Source organism: Pseudomonas sp. KH_021 (genome assembly GCF_057838865.1).
In genome coordinates, this window is the sequence record NZ_CM174477.1 from 2,794,061 (window position 1) to 2,816,480 (window position 22,420).

General features: G+C 60.6%; 16 protein-coding genes and 3 pseudogenes. 10 read left to right on the forward strand and 9 right to left on the reverse strand.

Going from position 1 to position 22,420, the window contains the following annotated elements; all coding sequences use genetic code 11:
* Window positions 1–56: 56 nt before the first annotated feature.
* Window positions 57–8,357, forward strand: a complete 8,301-nt coding sequence (locus AC3IX4_RS12935) for an amino acid adenylation domain-containing protein (protein WP_489260903.1) — start codon at window positions 57–59, stop codon at window positions 8,355–8,357.
* Window positions 8,358–8,410: 53 nt separating this feature from the next.
* Here AC3IX4_RS12935 and AC3IX4_RS12940 read toward each other — a convergent pair whose 3' ends face one another.
* A complete protein-coding gene (locus AC3IX4_RS12940; protein WP_489260904.1) occupies window positions 8,411–10,060 on the reverse strand; it encodes a cyclic peptide export ABC transporter in 1,650 nt (549 codons plus the stop codon).
* A gap of 446 nt (window positions 10,061–10,506) precedes the next feature.
* Between AC3IX4_RS12940 and AC3IX4_RS12945 the strand changes: the two genes are divergently transcribed.
* The 3 genes and pseudogenes from AC3IX4_RS12945 to AC3IX4_RS12955 all read left to right on the forward strand — a co-directional run.
* Window positions 10,507–10,728: an MbtH family protein gene (locus AC3IX4_RS12945; RefSeq protein WP_489260905.1), complete on the forward strand. Its 222-nt coding sequence runs from the start codon at window positions 10,507–10,509 to the stop codon at window positions 10,726–10,728.
* A gap of 10 nt (window positions 10,729–10,738) precedes the next feature.
* Window positions 10,739–11,458, forward strand: coding sequence for a thioesterase II family protein (locus AC3IX4_RS12950; protein ID WP_489260906.1), 720 nt, complete (start codon window positions 10,739–10,741; stop codon window positions 11,456–11,458).
* 24 nt (window positions 11,459–11,482) lie between these two features.
* Window positions 11,483–12,160, forward strand: a pseudogene (locus tag AC3IX4_RS12955) (CsgG/HfaB family protein); the annotation flags it as partial.
* A 143-nt stretch (window positions 12,161–12,303) separates the two neighbouring features.
* Here the strand turns inward: AC3IX4_RS12955 and AC3IX4_RS12960 are convergent.
* On the reverse strand, window positions 12,304–12,864 hold the full coding sequence (locus AC3IX4_RS12960; protein ID WP_489260907.1) for a TVP38/TMEM64 family protein: 561 nt from the start codon (window positions 12,862–12,864) through the stop codon (window positions 12,304–12,306).
* A 183-nt stretch (window positions 12,865–13,047) separates the two neighbouring features.
* On the opposite strand from AC3IX4_RS12960, the gene AC3IX4_RS12965 reads away from it, so the two are divergent.
* Window positions 13,048–13,359 (forward strand): hypothetical protein, encoded by a 312-nt coding sequence (locus AC3IX4_RS12965; protein WP_489260908.1) that lies wholly within the window; start codon window positions 13,048–13,050, stop codon window positions 13,357–13,359.
* Window positions 13,360–13,389: 30 nt separating this feature from the next.
* A complete protein-coding gene (locus AC3IX4_RS12970) occupies window positions 13,390–14,541 on the forward strand; it encodes a PQQ-dependent sugar dehydrogenase (protein ID WP_489260909.1) in 1,152 nt (383 codons plus the stop codon).
* Between the two features lie 70 nt (window positions 14,542–14,611).
* Here the strand turns inward: AC3IX4_RS12970 and AC3IX4_RS12975 are convergent, their stop codons facing one another.
* Window positions 14,612–14,908, reverse strand: coding sequence for a hypothetical protein (locus AC3IX4_RS12975; RefSeq protein WP_489260910.1), 297 nt, complete (start codon window positions 14,906–14,908; stop codon window positions 14,612–14,614).
* A gap of 328 nt (window positions 14,909–15,236) precedes the next feature.
* Between AC3IX4_RS12975 and zapE the strand changes: the two genes are divergently transcribed.
* Window positions 15,237–16,361 (forward strand): cell division protein ZapE, encoded by a 1,125-nt coding sequence (zapE, locus tag AC3IX4_RS12980; RefSeq protein ID WP_489260911.1) that lies wholly within the window; start codon window positions 15,237–15,239, stop codon window positions 16,359–16,361.
* Window positions 16,362–16,371: 10 nt separating this feature from the next.
* On the forward strand, window positions 16,372–16,962 hold the full coding sequence (locus tag AC3IX4_RS12985; RefSeq protein WP_489260912.1) for a DinB family protein: 591 nt from the start codon (window positions 16,372–16,374) through the stop codon (window positions 16,960–16,962).
* Between the two features lie 336 nt (window positions 16,963–17,298).
* Here the strand turns inward: AC3IX4_RS12985 and AC3IX4_RS12990 are convergent, their stop codons facing one another.
* The gene (locus AC3IX4_RS12990) at window positions 17,299–17,730 is read right to left on the reverse strand and encodes a YqaA family protein (RefSeq protein WP_489260913.1); all 432 of its coding nucleotides are present in this window, start codon (window positions 17,728–17,730) and stop codon (window positions 17,299–17,301) included.
* Between the two features lie 6 nt (window positions 17,731–17,736).
* Window positions 17,737–18,192, reverse strand: a complete 456-nt coding sequence (locus tag AC3IX4_RS12995) for a DUF411 domain-containing protein (RefSeq protein WP_489260914.1) — start codon at window positions 18,190–18,192, stop codon at window positions 17,737–17,739.
* 167 nt (window positions 18,193–18,359) lie between these two features.
* Here AC3IX4_RS12995 and AC3IX4_RS13000 point away from each other — a divergent pair, with 167 nt between their 5' ends.
* Complete coding sequence (locus AC3IX4_RS13000; RefSeq protein WP_489260915.1) at window positions 18,360–19,106, forward strand: SDR family oxidoreductase; 747 nt, start codon at window positions 18,360–18,362, stop codon at window positions 19,104–19,106.
* Window positions 19,107–19,147: 41 nt separating this feature from the next.
* Here the strand turns inward: AC3IX4_RS13000 and AC3IX4_RS13005 are convergent.
* Window positions 19,148–19,477: pseudogene (locus AC3IX4_RS13005) on the reverse strand (catalase/peroxidase HPI); the annotation flags it as partial.
* Window positions 19,478–19,564: 87 nt separating this feature from the next.
* On the opposite strand from AC3IX4_RS13005, the pseudogene AC3IX4_RS13010 reads away from it, so the two are divergent.
* A pseudogene (locus AC3IX4_RS13010) lies at window positions 19,565–19,693 on the forward strand (phytanoyl-CoA dioxygenase family protein); the annotation flags it as partial.
* Here the strand turns inward: AC3IX4_RS13010 and AC3IX4_RS13015 are convergent.
* From AC3IX4_RS13015 to AC3IX4_RS13025, 3 genes are all read right to left on the reverse strand, one after another.
* The gene (locus AC3IX4_RS13015) at window positions 19,672–20,451 is read right to left on the reverse strand and encodes an NAD(P)-binding domain-containing protein (RefSeq protein WP_489260916.1); all 780 of its coding nucleotides are present in this window, start codon (window positions 20,449–20,451) and stop codon (window positions 19,672–19,674) included. The pseudogene AC3IX4_RS13010 and the gene AC3IX4_RS13015 sit on opposite strands and share 22 nt — an antisense overlap.
* Before the next feature lie 15 nt (window positions 20,452–20,466).
* Window positions 20,467–21,474, reverse strand: coding sequence for an Ldh family oxidoreductase (locus tag AC3IX4_RS13020; protein ID WP_489260917.1), 1,008 nt, complete (start codon window positions 21,472–21,474; stop codon window positions 20,467–20,469).
* A 99-nt stretch (window positions 21,475–21,573) separates the two neighbouring features.
* Window positions 21,574–22,413, reverse strand: coding sequence for a substrate-binding periplasmic protein (locus tag AC3IX4_RS13025; RefSeq protein WP_489260918.1), 840 nt, complete (start codon window positions 22,411–22,413; stop codon window positions 21,574–21,576).
* Window positions 22,414–22,420: the final 7 nt, after the last annotated feature.

The window sequence follows — 22,420 nt, forward strand, 5'->3', positions numbered from 1 at the left end:
GAGCAGGCGAGAAACGCCTTTTTTATCGAACGTCACAGCTTGGATGCAGATAACCGATGATCAACACAATCATGTCGCTACTGGCCGACAGGGGCATTCGCCTGTCGTTGAACAATAATGGCCTCACCTACAAAGCACCGAAGGGCGCTCTAACCGAGGAACTCAAGGGGCTGATTGTCGAGCATAGAGCGGCCATCATCGAGTTCCTCAAACTGCAACGCAACGTGGGGCTGCAGGATCAGCTGCGGGTGGTAACACGCGACGCTGCCAGCGCTCATCCGCTGTCCTTCGCCCAGCAGCGGCTGTGGTTGCTCGATCGCATCAACGAAGGCAGTGCGCACTACAACATGCCCTGCGCCCTGCGTTTGACCGGCAGTCTCGACATCGATGCGCTCGACCGCGCCTTCGTCACCATCCTTGAGCGCCACGAAAGCCTGCGTACCTGCTTCAGCATCGATGCCGACGATGTGCCTCACCAGATCATCAGCCTAGTCCCGACGTTCCGTGTGCAGCGCCGCGATCTGCGCGGTCTTGCCCGCGAGGAGTCAGCGGCGAAAGTCGATGCGTTGACTCGTGAAGAGGCCAATCGACCCTTCGACTTGAGCGCGGACTTGATGCTGCGCGTGGTGCTGCTGACGCTGGACAGAGACGAGCACGTGCTGTTGGTGACTTTGCACCATGTTGCCTCCGATGGCTGGTCGACGACGCTGCTGGTCAAGGAGTTTTGCAGAATCTACAGCGCCTACGTGCAAGGGTTGGAAAATCCACTCGAACCACTGCCAATCCAGTACGCCGACTACGCTCATTGGCAACGTGAGTGGCTGCAGGGTCCTGTGCTCGATGAGCAGCTCGGTTACTGGCAGCGGCAGTTGGCGGACTTGCCACGAGTGCACAATCTACCGCTCGATCGCCCGAGACCGGTCAGCCAGACGTTCACCGGGGGTGTCTGTTTGAGCCGACTGGACGTGAATATGCTGGCACGCCTGCACAGTTGCTGCCGGTCGTTCGGTGCAACCCTGTTCATGGGCCTGCATGCGGCTTTCGCTGCCTTCCTGTCGCGCTACAGCAACGAACAAGACATCGTGGTCGGCAGCCCCATCGCCAACCGTGAGCAGGCCGAGGTGGCGCAATTGATCGGTTTTTTCGTCAACACCCTGGTGCTGCGCAGCGACCTGTCCGGCGAGGTCTCGTTCGCGGTGCTGATCGAACAGTGCAAGCAAACCTTGCTTGATGCTTATGGGCATCAGCAAGTGCCGTTTGAACTGATTGTCGAGCGGCTGCAGCCAGAACGTAGCCTGAGTCACGCGACGCTGTTCCAGATCATGCTGGTCCTGCACAACGGCGAACAGGCAACGCTGTCGCTGCCAGGGCTGCAATTGAACGTTATGCCGCAGCCTGCCGTCACCACCAAGTACGACCTCACGCTCAAGGCAAGCGAGGATGAGCGGGGGCTGTCGCTGGCCTGGGAGTACAACGCCGATCTATTCGATCATGACACCGTCGAGCGCATGGCCCGGCATTTCGAACGACTCTTGGCCAGCATGCTGCGGTGCCCCGACGCGCCGGTGTCGAAACTGGACATGCTCGATGACGTCGAGCGCCGCCAGCTACTGGAGGCGTGGAACGATACGGCCGTGCCCGCATCACCAGGCGAGCACCTGCATACCTTGATCGAAGATCAGGTGGTGCTCCACCCCGAGCGAAGAGCGGTGTTCGACGAGCATTTTAGCTTCAGTTATGGCGCCTTGAATGCGGCGGCCAATGGCTTGGCCCATGGGCTGATCGAGCTCGGCATCGAGCCCGGCGATGTAGTGCCGGTGATGATGAAAGGTGGTTGCTCGGTGCCGTTGGCCTTGCTGGCCGTGATGAAGGCGGGTGGGGTGTTCGCGCCGATCGACCTGCGTTGGCCTGAGCAGCGGATTCAGGCTGTGGTGAATCGGCTGGAGCCGCGCGTCGTGTTGCAAGACCAACTTGCGGCGCAGCGCTTCGGCGACGCTTGGCGCGCCATGGTGGTCGATCTGGAGCGCTTACCCGCGCGCGCGGACAACCTGTCCCTGCGCCTAGGGGCTGACGCGTCGATCTATGTCATCCACACCTCGGGATCGACTGGCAAGCCAAAAGGGGCGATCAATCTGCATGCAGGTATCGTCAACCGGCTGCGCTTCATGGATCGCTATTTCGTTGCAAACGATGAGGTGGTGATGCAAACCACCCACCATTGTTTCGACTCTAGTGTCTGGCAGTTCTTCTGGCCGCTGCTAAGCGGCGGTAGCTGTTTCATTCTAGACACCGACAAGGATTTCGACGTCGCTGGCCTGATCGCGGTGATCGCTCGCCATGGGGTGACAGTTACCGATTTCACCCCGGCGTTGTTCGCCGCGCTTGTCGAGGAGTTACAGGCCAGGCGCTGGCCGAGTGCGCCGATGGCGACACTCAAGGCCTTAGTCGTGGGCGGCGAGGCGATGATCGTCGAGACCGCCCGGTGCTTCAAGCAGGCATACCCCGGCATTGAGTTGATCAATGCCTATGGCCCGACCGAAACCTCAATTGGCGTGGTGTTCTATAAGATTCCCGTGCAGGTTTCCGCACGTATTCCAATCGGCAAGCCCATCGACAACGTCCGTGTCTATGTGCTTGATCGCCACGGAGCCCCGGTGCCGGTTGGGGTGCCCGGCGAACTGTACATCGCTGGCGCGTGTGTGGGCGGTGGCTATTGGCATGCCCCTGAGTTGACCGAACTAGCCTTCGTGGCCAACCCGTTCCATGTGTCGGGCGACCCTTCGAGCAGTTCGTGCATGTACCGCACCGGCGATCTAGTGCGTTGGCAGGCCGATGGCAACCTCGACTATCTCGGGCGGCTAGATCAGCAGGTCAAGATACGGGGATTTCGCATCGAGTTGGGAGAGATCGAGAAGCAATTGCTCGCCCATCCCGGGATCAGCAGTGCCGTCGTCGTGAACCGTGAGAGCGTCGACAATCGCCTGATTGCCTGCATCGTACTGGATGAGACCGGCGCGTTGCCCCGCGACGCCGCCGCTCAGGTGCTGCGTCGTGCATTGCTCAAGGTGTTGCCGGACTACATGGTGCCGTCGGCCTTCAGCGTACTGGACAGCCTGCCGCTGTCGGCCAGCGGCAAGGTCGATCGCAAGGCGTTGGCGCTGCTGGACGACCCTTGCTGGCAGCGTACCTATATCGCCCCCCTTGACCGCACTGAGAGGATCATCTGTGAGATTTGGCAGGAGCTGCTGGGGGTGGAGCGAGTCGGAGTGAGCGACAACTTCTTTGAGCTGGGTGGCCACTCGCTTACTGCCACGCGCCTGGTGTCGCGTCTGGCCAGGGCGCTCGATGTCGCGCTGCCGCTCAGGACGGTGTTCAGCGACCAGACACCGGCGGCTCTGGCGCAAACCCTACGAACGTTCGATACCCGTGATCGTCAGCCGCCATTACGGCCTGTGGCTGGAGAGGGCGGTGCGCCGCTGTCGTTCGCCCAGCAGCGGCTGTGGCTGCTGGATAACATCGACGGCGGCAGTGCGCACTACAACATGTCCAGTGTGCTCAAGCTGTCGGGGCATCTCGACTTCGGCGCCCTCACGCGCACGTTCCAAGCACTGGTGCAGCGGCACGAAAGCCTGCGCACCTGCTTCCTTGCCGACGAACAAGGCCACCCTTACCAGAGTGTCCAGCCGTTGACCGAATTCATCGTGTATCAGACTGATTTGGGCGACCTCGACGCGCTGGCCAGGCAGCGCCGTATCGAGCAACTGGTACGCGAGGAGGTTGGTAGCACCTTCGCCCTGGACACTGATCTGATGATCCGGGCGCACCTACTCGTGCTCGCAGCCGACCAGTTCATCTTGCTGGTGACGCTGCACCACATTGCCTCCGATGGTTGGTCGAATGCGATTCTGGTGAGAGAGTTCGCTCAGTTGTACACGGCCTTCGCCCAAGGGCAGGAGAGTCCTCTGTCCGCGCTGGAGGTGCAATACACCGACTACGCGCACTGGCAGCGCGGCTGGTTGCAGGGCGAGGTGCTCGAGGCGCAACTGAGCTATTGGGAACAGCAGTTGGCTGGGCTGCCGGTTGCCCATGGCATGGCCTTCGACCGGCCGCGGCCGCGCGAACAGCGCTTCGCCGGCGCGACCTTGCACACGCGCATTCATGCACCGTTGGAAAAGTCGCTCAAACGTATCTGCCATACCCAGGGTGCGACTTTGTTCATGGGGTTACACGCGGCGTTCTCGGTGCTGCTGTCGCGTTACAGCGGTGAAACCGACATCGTAGTCGGTACGCCGATCGCCAACCGCGAGCAGGTAGAGATCGCCGGGCTCATCGGTTGTTTCGTTAACACCTTGGTACTGCGCAGCGACCTAGCTGGCGATCCGACCTTCAGCCAACTGCTGCAGCGCAGCAAAGAGGTACTGCTGGATGCCTACACTCATCAACAACTACCGTTCGAGCAGATCGTCGAACGCTTGCAACCTAACCGGCACATGAACCATGCGACTTTGTTCCAGATCATGTTGGTCTTGCAGAACAACGAAAGCAGCATGCTGCGATTGCCTGGCATGACGCTTGAGGCGTTGGAGCAGAACACTGGCATCGCCAAGTACGATCTCACGCTGTTCGTGACCGAACAGCCCCAGGGCCTGGCATTGGCTTGGGAATACAACACCGACCTGTTCGACCCGCAGACCATCGAAGACATCGCCCGTCATTTTGCGGTGCTGCTCGAGGAATTGACCCGCAATCCGCAACAGCCGGTGTCTGCCGTGCCCTTGATGAGCGAAGCCGAACAGCAGGCGCTGTGGACCTTGGGCGCAACGGGCAGCGCGCTCGACATGGCGCTTGCGCCACGGCTGCTGCAGGCTCGTTTTCTCGAACAGGTGAAGCTCCAGGGCGAGCGAATCGCAGTCAAGACATCGGACAAGGTGCTGAGTTACCAGGCGTTGGCGGCGCTGAGCGCGCGCCTGGGCCAGCGTTTGATTTGCGGAGGTTGCAGGCCGAATGCGCTGGTCGCGGTGGTCATGGAAAAAGGCTGGGAGCAGGTCGTGGCGGTGCTCGGTATACTGCGCTCGGGCGCGGCTTACCTGCCCATCGATGCGCAACTGCCGGTCGAACGCATCCAGTTGTTGCTTGAGCTTGGCGAAATTAGCCAAGTGGTGACAACCTCGACCTACGCACGCACGTTGTTCGAAGGCTCCCCCTTGTCGATCACTAGCGTCGATGGCGACCTCGACCTCGACCTCGATGGCGATGGCGATCAGGGCAGTGACGGCGACGGGCTGGACAGCCGTGCCGGAGTGGACGACCTGGCTTATGTGATCTTCACCTCGGGTTCGACGGGCGTTCCCAAGGGTGTGATGATTTCGCACCGAGGCGCAGTCAACACCATCGACGACCTCTGTGCGCGCTTTGCCATCAATGCCAGCGACAGTGTCCTGGCGCTGTCGAACCTGAACTTCGACCTATCGGTGTTCGATATCTTCGGCCTATTGTCGGTGGGCGGCACCGTGGTGCTGCCGCAGGCCGGCGAAGTCAAGAAAATCGATGCCTGGAGCCGCTACCTGGAAAGCGAGTCGATCACGCTGTGGAACACTGTGCCTGCCTACATGCAGCTCTTGACCATGATCGAACCGCGCAAGATCAACCGTTCGCTGCGTCTGATCATGATGGGCGGGGATAGGATCGCCACGGATCTACCGCCGCAGATCGCTGCCCAGTTCCCCAATGCGCGGCAGATTAACCTGGGCGGTAATACCGAAGCCTCGATCTTTTCGTCCATCTACCACATCGACGATGTCCGGCGCTTCGGCAGGAGCGTGCCGTATGGCAAGGCCTTGACCAATCAGCACATGTTCGTGTTCGGCAGCGACCTGCGCCCAGTGCCTTATGGGGTAGCTGGCGAAATCCACATCGGAGGGGCAGGGGTGTCGCTTGGCTACTGGCATGATGCACAGAAGACTGCCAACAGTTTCATCGAGCACCCCTTGACCGGCGAACGGATGTACAAGACCGGCGACCTGGGGCGGCTGTTGCGCGATGGCAACATCGAGTTCCTTGGTCGCAAGGATTTTCAGGTCAAACTGCGCGGCTTTCGTATCGAGCTGGGCGAGATTGATAACGCGCTCATAGGCCATGAGCAGGTCAAGGATGCGGTCACCTCAATCTGCCATCGTGCTGACAGCGGTAGCCGACTCGTGGCGTATGTGGTGCTGCACGCTCACGACCTGACCGAACAAGATGGCCAGGCGCTGATCGACAGGCTGCGGCTGCACCTGGCTAAGAGCCTGCCCGAGTACATGCTGCCCTCGACGTTCGTGTTCCTGGAGCGGCTGCCTCTCTCAGCCAATGGTAAGGTCGATCGCATGTCGCTGCCCGAGCCTGATCTTGCGCTGCTACACCAACACTATGTAGCGCCGCGCACGGTCATGGAGCAGCGTCTTTGTGAGATCTGGCAGAAGGTGCTGGGTATCGACCGCATCGGCACTGACGAGAACTTCTTCGAACTCGGCGGCCATTCCCTGCTGGTGATGCAAATCATCGCTAGCTTGCAGCAACAAGGGATCACCACCACGGCCCGCCAGGTCTTCGCCGTACCCACCCTGGCGCACCTGGCGGCATCGCTCACCCAGTCCGAGCGCGCCAACGCGCCTGGTTTCACGGCTCCGGCCAATCTGATCCCGGATGCCTGTACCCAACTGACCCCGCAAATGCTGCCCCTGGTCGAGCTGGATAGCGAGGCGCTCGAATGGGTGGTGGCCAAGGTGCCGGGCGGAGCGGCGAATATTCAGGACATCTATCCGCTGGGGCCGTTGCAGGAAGGTATGTTGTTCCATAATCTGCTGAACCCTGAGATCGACCCTTATGTGATCCCCACCCTGTTCAATGTGCCGAGCAACGCTGAACTGACGTCACTCCTCGACGCCATGCAGTATTTGCTTGATCGCCACGACGTGCTGCGCACCGCGTTCCTCTGGCAAGGGCTGGCGCAGCCGGTACAGGTGGTGCTGCGCCAGGTCACGCTTCCAGTGACCTACGTGGAGCTGGCTGACGCAAATGACGTGCTGGCTCAAATGCACAAGCTGGGTGCTCCACAGCACCAGCGCATGGACCTCGCGCGCGCGCCCCTGCTGACGCTGCACGTGGCACCGCAGGGTGAAGGCTATCTGGTGTTGCTGCGCCTGCATCACATCGTCTTCGACCACGTCGGTATGGAGATCCTATTACGCGAACTGCAGTCGCTGCGTACGGGCCAGGCGCAACGGTTGGCGGCCACGGTGCCCTACCGCGAGTTCATCGCCCATACCCAGTACCGCTCCGATAGCGAGGCGCAGGCGTATTTCAAGCGCACTCTTGGCGATGTGCAGGTGCCTTCAATTGCATTCGGCCTGGCTGATACTCACGGCGACGGCAGTACTGTGGTCGAGGTCCGCGAGTCGGTTCCGCCGCGCATCAATGCGCGTCTACGGTCGCTCGCCAAGCACTTGCAGGTGACGCCCGCCACGCTCTTCCACGCCGCTTGGGCCATGGTCCTAGCGGATGCCTGCGATCAGGACGATGTGGTGTTTGGCTCGGTGGTATCGGGGCGCTTGCAGGGCACCCTTGGGGTGGAGGGCACGCTGGGTTTGTTCATCAATAGCTTGCCGATCCGCATTAGCCTGGCCGACCTCGATGCCACTCAACTGGTCAAACTCACCCATCAGGCTCTGCTCGATCTGCTGCCCCACGAGCACACATCCCTGGCACAGGCTCAGCAATGCACGATGCTGGCGCGTAACGCACCCTTGTTCAACACCCTGCTCAATTGCCGTCACTCCAGCAGAAACACTACCTTTGAGGTGCTTGGTGGCCAGGAGCGCACCAGCTACCCGTTGTATCTGGGGATCGACGACTACGCTGATGAGTTCGTGCTGGACCTGCAACTCGATGGCGCCATGGATGCCCAGTGCGTGATTGGTTTCCTGCAGGCCGCCCTGGTAAACCTTGTTGATGCCTTGGAGACGCGATTGAGCGTGCCAGCGCTGCACTTAAAGGTCATCGGCGAAGTCGCACGGGAGCGCTGGGGTGCACCTGTCGAGCGCTGCCAACAGCACGCCGGTCAGGCCCACCCAGCATCCTCCGACCCGCAGGTGACGGCAGAGTTGGCGCAGATCTGGCGGGGGTTGCTGAGAGTGGATGCGTTACTGGCCGAGGATGATTTCTTCGAGCAGGGCGGCAACTCGCTGCTTGTGATCCGGCTAGTGTCGCGTGTGTGGTTGCAATGGGGGGTCGAGTTGCCCTTGCGGCAGGTCTTCGTCACTCCTACCTTAGCCGCGCTCGCCGAGCACATCGCAATACTGCGTCGCTGCCAACCTTGAACTGAAATAGCGTCCAATGCCCGATGTCATGGACATCGAGCCGGACGGGGAGATCAGCAGTGGCCAGGGACCTTTGGGCTCTGACCGTGCTGACCCGGACGTTCCAGCAAGTACCCGTCCTGCAGTTGGATGACCCGGTCGGCTAGGGAGAAGTAGGCATCATCGTGGCTGATGACGATGACTGTTTTGCCCTCGGCCCGTAGTTCGGGTAGCAGCTCCGTGTAGAACACGCGCTTGAATACTGGGTCCTGGTCGGCCGCCCATTCATCGAACAGATAGACATCCCGGTCTTCCAGGTAGGCTGAGACCAGTGCCAGCCGTTTGCGTTGCCCGGAAGAGAGTTCCACCGTGGAGAACTGGCCGTCTGTGATGTTCACCTTGTGGCCAAGGCCGAGCTTATTCAGGTAATGGTCGGCTCGCTTCTTGAGCGCTTCGCCCGGCTCCAGCAAAAGGTGGCGAAACAGGTGGAAGTCGGCGAATACCGCGCAAAAGTGGTGGCGGTAATGCTGAAGGTTGCGCGGGGTCACAAGCACGTCGTTGAGCAGTATGTTGCCGTGTTCCGGCTGATACAGCCCCAGCAGCAGCATCGCCAGGGTGGTCTTACCGCTGCCGTTACCGCCGACGATAAATAGGATTTCACCAGCCTCAATGCGCAAGTCTAGTGGCCCGAGGAGGAATCGCTCTTCCTGGCGCTCGCCGGGGTAGTGGTGGCTGACGCCATCCAGAGTCAACGAGGCGAAGGTATGGCCGACGAACGGATTGTGTTCGGTTTCTTGCGGCTGGGCGTCGTCGCAGAGAGCGGCATCGAGCTTGTCCAACTGCCGGAAGGCGACCACGCCTTCGACGATCACCGGTATTGCATTCATCGTGGCGCTCAACGGTCCCATCAGGTACAACACGATCATCGCGAAGGCGGTGAACACGGCGGTTTCGTAACCGATGAAGCGGGGCACGATAAATAGCAATCCGCCAATGACCAGGTAGAACAGCACATCGCCGAAGTTGGTGATCAGGGCCAGCCGTGAATAGGTGCTGATATACGAGCGCTTGAGTCGCGCGGCGTCCGGTTGCAGGACGTCCTCGATGAAACGCCGCCCACGTTGGGCGTTCAGTTGTAGTTCGCGGCGCCCTTCTACCAAGTCGTGGAAGTGCCCGTACAGTTGTCCCATCTCCTGGCGTAGGCTTCCCAGCCTTCGTAGCGCCGGGCGTTTGAAGCAGTGGTAGGTGAATGCACCGAGCGCCAGGGCGGTGAGGAACACCAGAAACATTTCCCAGGCCAGCCAAGCCATGTAGGCCAGGCAGCCCAGCAAGATTGCCGAGTGGGTCATCACCATCGGAATGATGGTCATCGCGGCGATCAGCGATTCGACGTCCCGGGTCAGGATCGTCAGCAGCTCGGACTTGCCTTGCTGATTGAGATGGGCAAGGCGTGCAGTCAGCAGTTTGTGGCTCATGTCGAGGCGGATGTCGAGGATCGAGCCTTGAGTCAGCTTTAGCAGGATGATTTGGGTGGAGGTGCGGGCGAAGAGATTCAGGGCGCAAACGCCAAAAAACAGCGCTGCAAGCATGTTGGTAGTGCCGGGGTGAGTGCGGGTGATCAGCGCAATAAGTGCGACGCCGCTGACTCCTGCTATCAGGCTTGCAACGGAGGATGCCAACAGCAGGCGCCATGAACGGCCGTAAAGGTAAGATAAAAAATCCATAGGTCCAGTCTCGTCGTCGGGCAGAGGGCTTGGCCCGGGTAATCGGTGGGGCGCGGGCGAGGAGGACTAGTCGATCTGCAGATGAGTGCCTGGATGCCACCTTTGGTTGGGCTCCGGCCAGTGGCCGATGTTGCCCCGAGTGGGCTTGAGGTTTCGTAATTTCCCTAGTGTTTCCATCGTCAAGCTTCCTGCTCCATAGAGATTCAACGCGACGCCATCGCGGCCTTCGCTCGTCGGTGTGGATCCCGGCGCAGTGTCACGCGTCGCCCCGTCCAGTGGGTCTGGCAGTATAGCCTACGATTGTTCAGGCGCAGGACAGAACTGTCGCAACGCGCCAGTCCTGAGCCGTATCCCACGAGCAGGATAGGTAGTCGGCAATACGCTATAGTCGGTCACTTCACAGGAAGTCCCCCTGCGTTCGGATTTATCATTCAAGGAGACAAGCAATGACATGCGTTTTCGACCGCAATGACATCATGTTCCAGGTCGTGGTCAACCACGAAGAACAGTATTCCCTCTGGCCCGACTACAAGGCCATCCCCAACGGCTGGCGCGCGTCTGGCAAGTGCGGTTTGAAGGAAGACTGTATGGCCTACATCGAAGAGGTATGGACCGACATGCGCCCATTGAGCCTGCGCCGGAAAACAGTCAGCGCTACGCCTCAGTGAGGAGTGGATAATGACTGCACTGAATCTGTTGTGCCTGCCGTATTCCGGTGCTAGCGCCATGGTCTACAGCCGCTGGCGGCGTACGCTGCCAGCCTGGCTTCAAGTGTGCCCAGTGGAGTTGCCCGGTCGTGGCGCGCGTATGGGAGAGCCGCTGCATACTGACATTCAGGTCCTAGCTCGCCAACTGGCCAGCGAGCAACGACTGATGACCAGCGCCCCTTACGCTTTGCTGGGGCATAGCCTGGGAGCGCTGGTGGCCTTCGAGTTAGCCCACGAACTACAGGCGCTGGGCTGCCCAGGACCAGTGGCGCTGATCGCCTGCGGTACGGCAGGTCCGACGCGGCGTGAAGGGTATGACTGCGTCAAATGGCGCGAACCACGCAGCGATGCCGAGTTGATCGAAGAACTGCGAACACTCAACGGTACGTCAGATGAAGTGTTGGCCAATGAAGAACTGATGAGCCTTACGCTACCGATCGTGCGCGCGGATTTTCTTCTCTGTGGGAGTTACGCCTACCGCGAACGTGCGCCGCTATCCTGCCCGTTATATGTGCTGGCGGGCGAGGATGATCGAGCCAGCGAAGAGGAACTACGGGCTTGGCGTATTGAAACTATCAGTGATTTCGCTATGCATGTTTTCTCCGGCGACCATTTTTTCATCCACAAGCACGAGGAGCTTGTCTTGACGCTACTCTCCGCAATTCTAAAACCCCATCAGCCCGCCCCCTGATCCATGGGACCCTAGCTAAGGTGGTTGATGGCGGTGGTGTACGGCTTCCGTGACCAGACCGGGCAATACAAACCCACCCCGGCCAGCTCTTTCTCCACCAGCGTCACCCAGGGCGCGGCGAGCATGCTGATGGACGCCTTGTCGGCCAGCGGCTGGTTCATGGTGCTTGAGCGTGAAGGGCTGCAGAATTTGCTGACCGAACGGAAAATCATCCGCGCCTCGCAGAAAAAACCTGATACCCCCCTCAATATCAAGAGTGAGCTGCCACCGCTGCAGGCGGCTAACCTGATGCTCGAAGGCGGCATCATCGCCTACGACACCAACGTGCGCAGCGGCGGGGAAGGGGCCCGCTACCTGGGGATCGACATCGCCCGCGAATACCGGGTCGACCAGGTAACCGTCAACCTGCGTGCCGTGGATGTACGCACCGGGCAAGTGCTGTCCAACGTCATGACCAGCAAGACCATCTACTCGGTAGCCCGTAGCGCTGGCGTGTTCAAGTTCATCGAGTTCAAGAAACTGCTTGAAGCCGAAGTCGGCTACACCACCAACGAGCCTGCGCAACTCTGCGTGCTCTCGGCCATTGAAGCGGCGGTGGGGCACATGCTGGCCCAAGGGATCGAGCGCAAAATGTGGGCAGTGGCGGATGGTTCGGATTCGGCGACCGTGGACAAGTACCTGACCCAGTACCAGCAACCGTAACAAACCGGGCGCCACTGTCTGACGCACCGCGGGGACTCTATCGCCGGCAAGCCGTGCTCCTACCGACGCTACACCACCGATCGTGGTAGGAGCCGGGTTTACCCGCGAGAGGCCATCCCTGGCCCACCGCGGCGGCCTATTGGTCAGTTGTGCAGCAAGGTCTTGCCCAAGTAGTCGAACAGCAGGCAATAGAGCGCAATGGGAATCGGCAGCCCAAGCAGGGTGCCGATCAGGTAGTGACGAAAACGCACACCGCTGAGGCTCAAGGCATAGCTCAAGGGGGGCGCGGTCTGGAACAACAGGCGCAGCAGTGTCACGGATGACACTGGGCGCCGGTCCAGATAGCGGAAGATACGCCGGGCCAACCGATTGTCGAACTCGCGCAGGGCATCACCGCCTAACAGGCGAATGATGTAAAAGATGCAACTGCAGGAAAAGACAGCCGCCACGTAAGTGGCCAACCCACCCCAGACACGGCCCAGCGTCAAGACTGCCGCGCCAAGAAACAGCCAACCGGGGATCTGCAACAGATTGCCCATCGTGAACAGCAACGCAAACAACAGCACCCCACCGAGCTTGTTCTCCAGCAGCACGTCACGCAGGTATTGCACCGTGAAGTGTTCGCGCAAGCCACTGAGCTGGAAAGCCACCAGCAGTACCAGCAGAAACAGCACCACCAGCAGCAGGCGTTTGTATTTATGCATCGTCAGTGGCTCGTGATGGCAAGGATTGAAGTGATTGAAGCAGGGGGCTAGGCATAAGCTATAGATTTCACCTTGGAAACATGATGAATCATCTCTGTGCGATTCTCGGCTTTTAAGGCGAACTGCGGCCGACTTAGGCTATCCAAAGCCTGAGCACGCGCCATTGCGCATGAGGTAATTGTCATGAACGTAGCGGTAAAAGGCTTGTGGGCGCTGGGTATCGGCCTAATGCTCGCAAGCCCGGCCCAAGCCAATGAAGCGCGGGTTTACGCCCTCGATAATCAGCGCCCTAGCGCCATTCAACGCGCCAACCCCAACAGCCGCCAGGGCAGCGTGCCTGCCACGCCGCCGGTGCGCGGCCCTTCGACCCAGCCCATGCAGCGCATGCCCACCCTGGAGAACCGTGGCATCGGTAATGGCGACAACCTGCGGCGCGAACAACAGACGCCACGCCTGACGCCCCCATCTCCACCCCGCTCAAGCGATATGCCCTAATCGGCTGGACGCACAAGAAAGGATGCTTCGATGATCAGACTTTTGCTTTTGTCTGCCGCCACCGCGTGTGCCCTGATGCCGCTGATGGCCAGCACGGCATCGCAACAGACGTATTCCAGCGAACTGGGTCAGGTTCAAGTGAGCACCCTCGCCGAAGGGCTCAAGCACCCGTGGGCGCTAGCCTTTCTGCCTGATGCCCAGGGCATCCTGGTGACCGAGCGGCCCGGTAACTTGCGTATTGTCAGTGCCGAAGGCAAGGTCGGCGCCCCCATAGGTGGCGTCCCCGAAGTCTGGGCGAACGGGCAGGGCGGCTTGCTCGATGTGGTGCTGTCGCCGGATTTCAAGCAGGACCGCCTGGTTTACCTGTCGTATGCCGAAGGCGGTGGCAAGGGTAATAAGGCAGGCACCGCGGTGGGCCGTGGCCGATTGTCGGCCGATCACAGGCACCTGGACGACTTCACGGTGATCTTTCGCCAAGAACCGAAACTCTCTAGCGGCAATCACTTCGGCTCGCGACTGGTGTTCGACCGTGACGGTTACCTGTTTATCGCCTTGGGCGACAACAATGAACGCATCACTGCCCAGGACCTGGACAAGCTGCAAGGCAAGGTGGTGCGCATCCTGCCTGATGGCAAGGTGCCGGATGACAATCCTTTTGTCGGTCAGTCAGGCGTGCGTCCAGAGATCTGGTCCTATGGACACCGCAACCAGCAGGGGGCGGCGCTCAATCCCTGGACTGGCCAACTCTGGACAAACGAGCACGGCCCGCGCGGCGGCGACGAAGTGAACATCATCGAGCCGGGCAAGAACTACGGCTGGCCGCTGGCGACCTACGGTATCAACTACTCGCGGCTGCCGATTCCCGAAGCCAAGGGCACATCGGTCGAGGGCGGCGTCGATCCACACCATGTCTGGGAAAAATCCCCGGCCATCAGCGGCATGGCGTTCTACGACGCCGACCGTTTCAAGGCCTGGCAGCACAACCTGTTCATCGCAGCGTTGGGTTCACAGGAACTGATTCGCCTGCAACTCGATGGCGAAAAAGTGGTGCATGAAGAGCGCTTGCTGGGCGAGCTCGAGGCGCGGATTCGCGATGTGAGGCAGGGGCCGGACGGGTTCTTGTATGTGTTGACCGACGAAGACGATGGGGCATTGCTCAAGGTCGGGCTCAACACAAATTGACCTGGGCCGGCTTTTGGTCGGCACGGAATGCCGGACCACCGCGGTGATGCGCTCTTGGTAGGAGCCGGGTTTACCCGCGATGAAGACGACGCGGTCTACCGGATGAACCGCGGCGATCCCATCGCAGGTAAACCTTGCTCCTACAAGCATTGACCCGCACCCACTCGGCGCTACCTTGCAGCATTACCACTGTCTGGCGCATATCCCCACATGACTGGTCGACCTGCTGGATGGTTTGCCCGCAGTCCAGGCTCTTGTCGTTGAGCTGTTGAATGATCCCGAACAGTTCCTCTACCGCTTGGTGCACCTGCAGGTTTTCGCTTGAGGCGCTCTGGGCCAGCAGCAGGCTGGCGTCGACGTTTTGCACGCCGCTTTCCAAAGGCCACGGACTGGCGGGTGGCGGCGTTCAAGGCCAGCAGGTTGGTTTGGTGGGTGATGTCGGTAATCAGCCGCCTCGAAGGTGTCCTCAATGATCGGGTAAGCTTGCGCGTTCAATCGACATGCCCAACGCATGGCCAGTTTTCCGCTCTTGCCAAACCAAGGGAGCCCGCTTTTTTCGGCGGAAGAAAGCTGCATCGAATCGCTGCGCAAGGGCTTGGGCATAGGTATTTCTTATGGATCACTGCAAAGGCTAATGGCACTTGGCAATTACCAAGCCAGCCAGCGATTTTTATTAACCGTCGACAGGATGCTTCATGACCGTTTTCAACCAGAGCTCGCCGTTGGCGGCGTACCAGGATGCCATCCGCCATCTGGGGTTTGCCGCCGATGATTCGCAACGGGCGGGGGTGATGGCGCTGCAGGGTTGCTTTGAAGCCCTGCAGCACAATGCCCCACAACCAGCGCGCGGCGTATACCTGTGGGGGCCGGTGGGGCGGGGCAAGACGTGGCTGATGGATCGTTTCTATCAGTGCCTGAAGGTGCCGGCGCGCCGCCAGCACTTTCATCACTTCATGGGCTGGGTGCATCAACGTCTGTTTCAGTTGACCGGCACTCGCCAGCCACTGCAGACCCTGGCGCAGGCGTTGAGTGAAGAGATTCGGGTGCTCTGTTTCGATGAGTTCTTCGTCAGCGACATTGGTGACGCCATTATCCTGGGGCATTTATTCGAGGCGATGTTCGAGGCGGGGGTGGTTATTGTCGCCACCTCCAACCAGCCGCCGCAGGCGCTCTACAGCGATGGTTTCAACCGCGAGCGATTCCTGCCGGCCATCGCGGCCATAGAAAGGCATATGCAGGTGGTGGCGGTGGACGGTGCGCAGGATCACAGGCTGCATGTCGGGGAGGCGGTGCAACGCTATTGGGTGCGCAGTGGTCTTCAGCCCAGCGTCATGGCGACAGTATTCGAGCAACTGAGCGGTCATGCACCGTCATTGGGCGAACCTTTGCACATCGGTTCGCGATGCCTCGATGTGGTGCGCATGAGTGAAAGCGTGCTGTGGTGCCGATACGTCGATCTGTGCGAGCAGCCGCTGTCGGCGATGGAGTTCATGGCGCTGTGCGATCGCTTCAAGGCCATCATGCTTAGCGAGGTCCCGACGTTGGGAGCCAGCCCGCGCGCCGCCAAAATTGCCCGTGGCACTGAAGATGCTCCTGAACGGGTTGTGGCTGGAGACCGCGAATTACCGGCGCTGTCGGTCAATGATAATGGCGTGCGGCGTTTTATCGCGCTGGTCGATGAGTGTTACGACCGCAAGGTGCCTCTGTACATCGAAGCACAAGTTCCGCTGGAAGGGCTCTACACTCAAGGGTATCTGGCGTTTCCGTTTCGGCGCACGCTCAGCCGTCTACGGGAGATGCAACTGCAACGATTCTGTTGAGGGATTCGCCGTGGACAATCGACTCTCGCACCATCTGTTGACCCAGGCCTACAACAACGGCTGGGCTAACCACCGCTTGTACAAGGCCTGCCGGCAATTGACCCATGAGGATTTTGTCCGGCCGCGCTACAGTTTCTTTCCGTCAATCAAGGCCACGCTCAACCATATCCTGACCGTGGACTGGTTCTATCTGCAGACCCTGGAGTGTGAGCAGCGCGGTGATCCGCCCGATGACCCGGACACCGAGCACTTTTTCGAGCCCCAGGAGCCTTTTGAACACTGCAAGCAACTGCAACGCGAACAGGCCCAGGCCGATCATCGCTTGATCGCCTATTGCAGCCAGATGCGCGATCACGAGTTGAACCGCTATGTGACCATCGTGCGCGAGGATCGGGTCCAGCGCGAGCAGCGCCTGCGCTTGCTGTCGCACCTGTTCGAACACCAGACCCATCATCGTGGGCAGGTGCATGGAATGCTCGCTGAAACCCCGGTGCGGCCACCGCAATTGGACGAGTTTTTCTGTGAGGACGACGCTGAGCTGCGGGCCCAGGACTTCGCTGAGCTGGGCTGGACAGAGGCGCAGATCTGGACGCCTTTCTAGGGCTTGGCAAACCAAGGTAGGAGCCAGCCTTGGCTGCGATGAAGGCACCGCGGTACCCCAGGTAAACCGCGGTGCGTTCATCGCGGCTGAAGCCGGCTCCTACAACAAACCGCGCCGCCGTCGGGGTAGGAGCCAGCCTTGGCTGCGATGAAGGCACCGCGGCACATCAGGCAAACTGCGGCGTGTTCATCGCGGCTAAAGCCAGCTCCTACAACAAACCGCGCCGCCGTCGGGGTGGGAGCCAGCCTTGGCTGCGATGATGGCACCGCGGTGTATCAGGCAAACCGCGGCGTGTTCATCGTGGTGGTCCGGCACTCCGGTGAAGCCGGCTCCTACCTAAGGCGAAACGCCCAGGGTGATAATGGCCAGTACCCCATAGCGGCCGCCCTTGGCAAGGGTGACCAGCAGGACAAAGCGCCAGAACGGCTCACGCATGATGCCGGCGATCAGGGTCAACGGATCCCCCACGATGGGCAGCCAACTGAACAACAACGACCACTGCCCGTAGCGCTGATAGCGCTGGCGGGCCCGGTCCAACTGCCGGTCACTGAAGGGAAACCAGCGCCGTCCACGAAAGCGCTCCACGGCCCGGCCCAGCCACCAGTTGACCAACGAGCCCAGCACATTGCCCAGGGTGGCAATCAGCAACAAACTCACGACAGCCGTCGGCTCGCGCAGCAAAAGAGCGACCAGCACCGCTTCGGACTGCATCGGTAACAAGGTGGCAGCACCGAAGGCGCTGAAAAACAGCGCCCATCCACTGAGCATCAAGGCTTATTGCCCAGGGTATTGGGCAACCACCTCATCCTTGCCGGTTTCAGTCAGGCCAATCACTTCGAAAGCGTCCTTACGATCGCCCATCTCCATGCCTGGTGAACCCACTGGCATGCCGGGTACGGCCAGGCCGCGCAAGTCGTTACGGCTGAGCAGGGCCTTGACCTGTTCGGCTGGCACATGGCCTTCAACGAACTTGCCATTGATCACTCCGGTATGGCACGAGGCCAGGCGTGGTGCCACGCCGAGGCGTTCCTTGACGGCGCTCATGTTGGGCTCGACATGGTCATGAACGGTGAAGCCGTTCTCGCTCATGTGCTGAATCCAGGCCTTGCAGCAACCGCAATTGGGGTCGCGATAGACGTCGATAGACAAGGCTTCAGCCGCCTGGGCCAGGCTGCTGGCACCCAGCAGGGCAAACAGTACGGTACGTTGCAGGAAGGACTTTTTCAGCATGGGACGCTCATTCAGGCATTAGGCTTTGGGCGATTCTAGCGCGGATGCAGCGATTGTCAGATTACAAGTCTGTAAGGTCGCCGATTACCTACCTTGAACTAGTCTTCCGGTTGACATCCGACCTGCGTTAGCCTTGGCGGACCAATCAAACAGGGGGCAGCGGTTTCATGGACAAAGTCATCGTTATCACTGGTGCCAGCCGCGGCATTGGCGCGGCTACTGCGTTGTTGGCTGCTCATGAGGGGTATCGCATCTGTATCAATTACCAGTCGGACGAACAGGCCGCCCAGCGCGTACTGGAGCAAGTTCGCGAGGCGGGCGCGCAGGCCATGACCGTACGTGCCGACATGAGTAACGAGGACGAAGTCATTCGCTTGTTCAGCCGCGTGGACAATGAACTGGGGCGTGTCACGGCGCTGGTCAACAATGCCGGCACGATCGCGCCTACGTCCCGGCTTGAAGAGATGTCCGAGTTTCGGCTGTTAAAAATCATGAGATCCAATGTGGTGGGGCCGATGCTCTGCGCCAAGCATGCGCTGTTGCGCATGTCGCCTCGCCATGGCGGGCAGGGTGGCGGTATCGTCAATGTTTCATCGGTCGCCGCGCGCCTGGGGGCACCGGCCGAGTACGTAGACTACGCAGCCTCCAAGGGAGCCCTGGACACGTTCACCCTTGGCCTGGCCAAGGAAGTGGCGGGCGAGGGCATTCGCGTCAATGGTGTTCGGCCGGGCTATATCTTCACTGACCTCCATGCCTTGAGCGGCGATCCAGACCGGGTCAGCAAGCTTGCGCCTGGGATACCCATGGGACGAGGAGGCCAAGCCGATGAAGTGGCGCAGGCGATTGTCTGGTTGCTGTCGGACAAGGCTTCCTATGCCACGGGAACCTTCATCGACCTGGGCGGGGGTCGATAGCCGCCGCGGCGCCTGCGATACAGGCGCCGCGTAGCTTCAGATCACTTCAATTCAAAACGATCGAGGTTCATCACCTTGGTCCAGGCCGCGACGAAATCCTTGACCCATTTCTCCTCCGGCTCGCTGGCATAGACTTCGGCCAGGGCCCGCAGTTGCGCGTTGGAGCCAAAAAGCAGGTCGACACGAGTGCCGGTCCACTTGACGGCACCGGTCTTGCGATCACGCCCTTCATACTCTTGCTGCGCCTCTGAAACCGGCTTCCACTCCACGCTCATGTCCAGCAGGTTGACGAAGAAGTCCTTGGTCAGCGCTTCGGGTCGTTGGGTGAAGACCCCGTGCGAAGTTTTCCCGACGTTGGTGTTCAGCACACGCCTGGCTCGCGATCAACAGCCGCTTGAACACGGCTTCTCCGCTTTCTTGCTGCCAGTTTTCCAACTGATGTCCGCCGCCTTTGAGCAGGTCGGCGTATGGTGGCGCAAAAGTTCTCGCCCTATCTGCAATGGCAATTCAACCCGGCCGTGCTAGCCGCCGCCACCGCGCGCCAGCGGCGGCTGTTGGGGGATCATCACGAAGCGGAGTATGACTGACCTGCAAGACTGTCGACCACACGCGTACACGCATTGCGCCAAGCCTCTATGCCTTGTTGCTCTCGCAGGGTTTGCAACCCCTGAAGCGTGAAGGTACCAGGGGTTGCAATGGCCATGCCGAGGGCTTCGAGGCTGTGTTCGGGTTGATGCCCGGCACTCGCCAGGCAATCCTGCATATTGCCCAGCACAAGCTGCCTGGCGTGCTGTTCTGGCAGGCCCTTTTCCTGCAGAAAGGTTTGCAGGTCATGCAAAAGAAAATAAAACCAGCCGTTCATGCAGGCCGCCACAGTGGCCAGTTCGAAGTGGTCTTCACTGTCGAGGACGACCAGGTTGCCCAACCGCTCAAGGCTTTGTTGAGCGCGGGGGTTGGCTGGGTAGAGGCTGACCATCGACTGATTGATCTGCGCGGTATAGGACAGCATGGCCCGAACGCATTGCCCGTCCGGGAAGAGCTCGCAGAGCGTGGCCAATTTCAGCCCGGCAACCAGCGACACCAGTACTTGGCCTGGTTGTAGGCGCACCTCGCTCGCCAACTGCGACACGGCATCGGGGCGCACCCCAAGCACCAGCAGCGAGGCATGATCGACGACTGCTTGATTGTGCGCAGCAATCTGACAATCGAAGTGTTCGGCCAGGTGATGGCCGCGTTCGTGGTTGCGCGGCGAGAGCCAGATGCTCCCGGTAAAGCCACTGCGTCGAAGCCCCATGACGGCTTTTTCCGTCAGTTCACCCACGCCCAGTATTCCAATGCTTTGCATAGGGTTCCCTAGTGATTAGACCGCCATCGATACAAGCCGCTCATAAAGTGAGCGGGGGAGGGTGATGCCTTCCCGCCCAGCACGCTCGAACGCTTCTTGCTTGGCCTTGCCAGGTCGGTGCACGCCCATGGCTTGCAGTCGAGTCAATTGCTGCGCCAGGCGCTCATCGAAATGTTCATCCAGTAGTCGTGGCGCGATGGCGATCACCAGCATTCCGCTGCCGGGGGACTCATGGCCCTGGCGATAACTGGCTGAGTCCAGGGACCAGCGGGCGCCGGTCACGCCGGCGGCGAGTACTTCGACCATCAGCGCAATGTTGGCCCCGCGCGAGCCACCGAAGGCGAGCAGTGCACCTTGCAGTGCATCGCTGGCATTCAGAGTTTCCTGGCCTTGCGCATCGACCGCCCAGCCCGGCTCGAGTGGGGCACCCTCCTGGGCAGCCTTGACGATTTTGACGAACGCTGTTGCGCTGCAGGACTGGTCGATCAGGACTTTGCGCCCGTCGGCCGCCGCGGCAGCGAAGGCGATCGGGTTGGTTGAATACATGGGCTGGCGTTGGCCGCTGATGGTCAACAGCGGCGGGCCGTTGGTGAAAGCCAGGCCCACCAGGCCTTGGTCCGCCAGGCGCCGGGTGTAGTAGCCCAGCTCCCCGCAGGTGAACCCGTTGTGTTGGGCAAACAGCGCAATGCCCAGTTGCCTTGCGGCCTCGCATAACGGGTCGAATGCCCTGTCGAAACCCAGTTGGGCGATGCCCTTGCGCGCATCGCTGCGAATCATCGCCGGTGCTGGCTGGGTCAAAAGCGGTTCGCTCTGGCCGGCGATGCGCCCGCGAGCAAAGCCGTCCAGGTAATCGGGGAGGTGGGCAAAGCCGACGTCGGGAAGGCCATGGGCTTGCGCGTCCACCGTGGCCTGGGCGAGCGATTGCGCCACGGCCTCGCGGGTGCCGTGGGCCAGGCAGCATTGGCGTGCGAAGGCGAATGCTTGATCGAGGGTCAGGTGCTGGGCGCTTTCAGGGTGTTCCATGGTGGGGGGCTCCTGGCCGGGTTTTTGGGTTGTTGGTGATGGCCTCATCGCCAGCGAGCTGTGCTCCTACACGTGTACACGTGCGATGAGGCCCCGGGGCTATTCCACCAGGCGAGGTGTTCCGACGTTAGCGGCTTGGCGGTCGAGCCCGAACGACTCGAGGATCTCGGCGATTTCGCCTGAAGCGTGCAAGGCTTCGATGTCCCCACTCAATGCCAAGCCCAGCGCGGTGTTGGACTTGGTATGGGGAATGCCGGTCTGGCCTGGCTCCAGGGTGGCTTTTACCCGAGGGTCGGGTTCGGCGACTTTGATGGTGCTGCCCTTGTAGGCGCCTTTCTGCTGTGAGGCGACCCCCACGGCGAAGCTGTCGGCGCCTGCCTGGATGCGGTTGGAGGCCAGGTCCTGGGCCATGGCGACCGGGTTGGGGTAGAGCACCAGGTTGTCCCCCAGCACCTTTTTCAAGTCCGCCACCCAGAGGTAGCCCTGGACGGTGCCCACACGCTTGCCTTCCAGGTCGCTGATCTTGCTGTGCCCGTCGGCTGAGATTATCCCCATCATGTCCAGGTACATCGGTGCTGTCAGGCCCAGCGCCTTGGCGCGTTCTGCGGTGCGGTACCAGTCACCGATGCCGACGTCGGCGCGGCGGGAAATGATCGATTGGATAACGGCCGCGGGATCGATCACCGTCGATTTGATTTCCAGGCATTCGCGTGCGGCGATGCGCTTGATGATCTCGCCATCGACACCGCTCAACTGGCCGTCGGCGCCGGGGGCGGAGTAGGGCGGGAAGACCCAGGCGGCGACGGTCAGCACACCCGGGGTGAGTGTTTCGAACTGGTGAGCGGGTTTACAGTCGGTGGCGGCCAAGGCGTAGGGCGCCAATGCCAGGGAGGCGAACAGCGAAGTCCAATGGGTGAGGCGTTTGATCGACTTAATCATGGTTCCA

What these genes read in the sequence shown, in the direction of transcription:
- AC3IX4_RS12935 (WP_489260903.1), top strand. Translation starts at nt 57, where the DNA reads ATGATCAACACAATCATGTCGCTACTGGCCGACAGGGGCATTCGCCTG.
- AC3IX4_RS12940 (WP_489260904.1), bottom strand. Translation starts at nt 10,060, where the DNA reads ATGGATTTTTTATCTTACCTTTACGGCCGTTCATGGCGCCTGCTGTTG.
- AC3IX4_RS12945 (WP_489260905.1), top strand. Translation starts at nt 10,507, where the DNA reads ATGACATGCGTTTTCGACCGCAATGACATCATGTTCCAGGTCGTGGTC.
- AC3IX4_RS12950 (WP_489260906.1), top strand. Translation starts at nt 10,739, where the DNA reads ATGACTGCACTGAATCTGTTGTGCCTGCCGTATTCCGGTGCTAGCGCC.
- AC3IX4_RS12960 (WP_489260907.1), bottom strand. Translation starts at nt 12,864, where the DNA reads ATGCATAAATACAAACGCCTGCTGCTGGTGGTGCTGTTTCTGCTGGTA.
- AC3IX4_RS12965 (WP_489260908.1), top strand. Translation starts at nt 13,048, where the DNA reads ATGAACGTAGCGGTAAAAGGCTTGTGGGCGCTGGGTATCGGCCTAATG.
- AC3IX4_RS12970 (WP_489260909.1), top strand. Translation starts at nt 13,390, where the DNA reads ATGATCAGACTTTTGCTTTTGTCTGCCGCCACCGCGTGTGCCCTGATG.
- zapE (WP_489260911.1), top strand. Translation starts at nt 15,237, where the DNA reads ATGACCGTTTTCAACCAGAGCTCGCCGTTGGCGGCGTACCAGGATGCC.
- AC3IX4_RS12990 (WP_489260913.1), bottom strand. Translation starts at nt 17,730, where the DNA reads ATGCTCAGTGGATGGGCGCTGTTTTTCAGCGCCTTCGGTGCTGCCACC.
- AC3IX4_RS12995 (WP_489260914.1), bottom strand. Translation starts at nt 18,192, where the DNA reads ATGCTGAAAAAGTCCTTCCTGCAACGTACCGTACTGTTTGCCCTGCTG.
- AC3IX4_RS13000 (WP_489260915.1), top strand. Translation starts at nt 18,360, where the DNA reads ATGGACAAAGTCATCGTTATCACTGGTGCCAGCCGCGGCATTGGCGCG.
- AC3IX4_RS13015 (WP_489260916.1), bottom strand. Translation starts at nt 20,451, where the DNA reads ATGCAAAGCATTGGAATACTGGGCGTGGGTGAACTGACGGAAAAAGCC.
- AC3IX4_RS13020 (WP_489260917.1), bottom strand. Translation starts at nt 21,474, where the DNA reads ATGGAACACCCTGAAAGCGCCCAGCACCTGACCCTCGATCAAGCATTC.
- AC3IX4_RS13025 (WP_489260918.1), bottom strand. Translation starts at nt 22,413, where the DNA reads ATGATTAAGTCGATCAAACGCCTCACCCATTGGACTTCGCTGTTCGCC.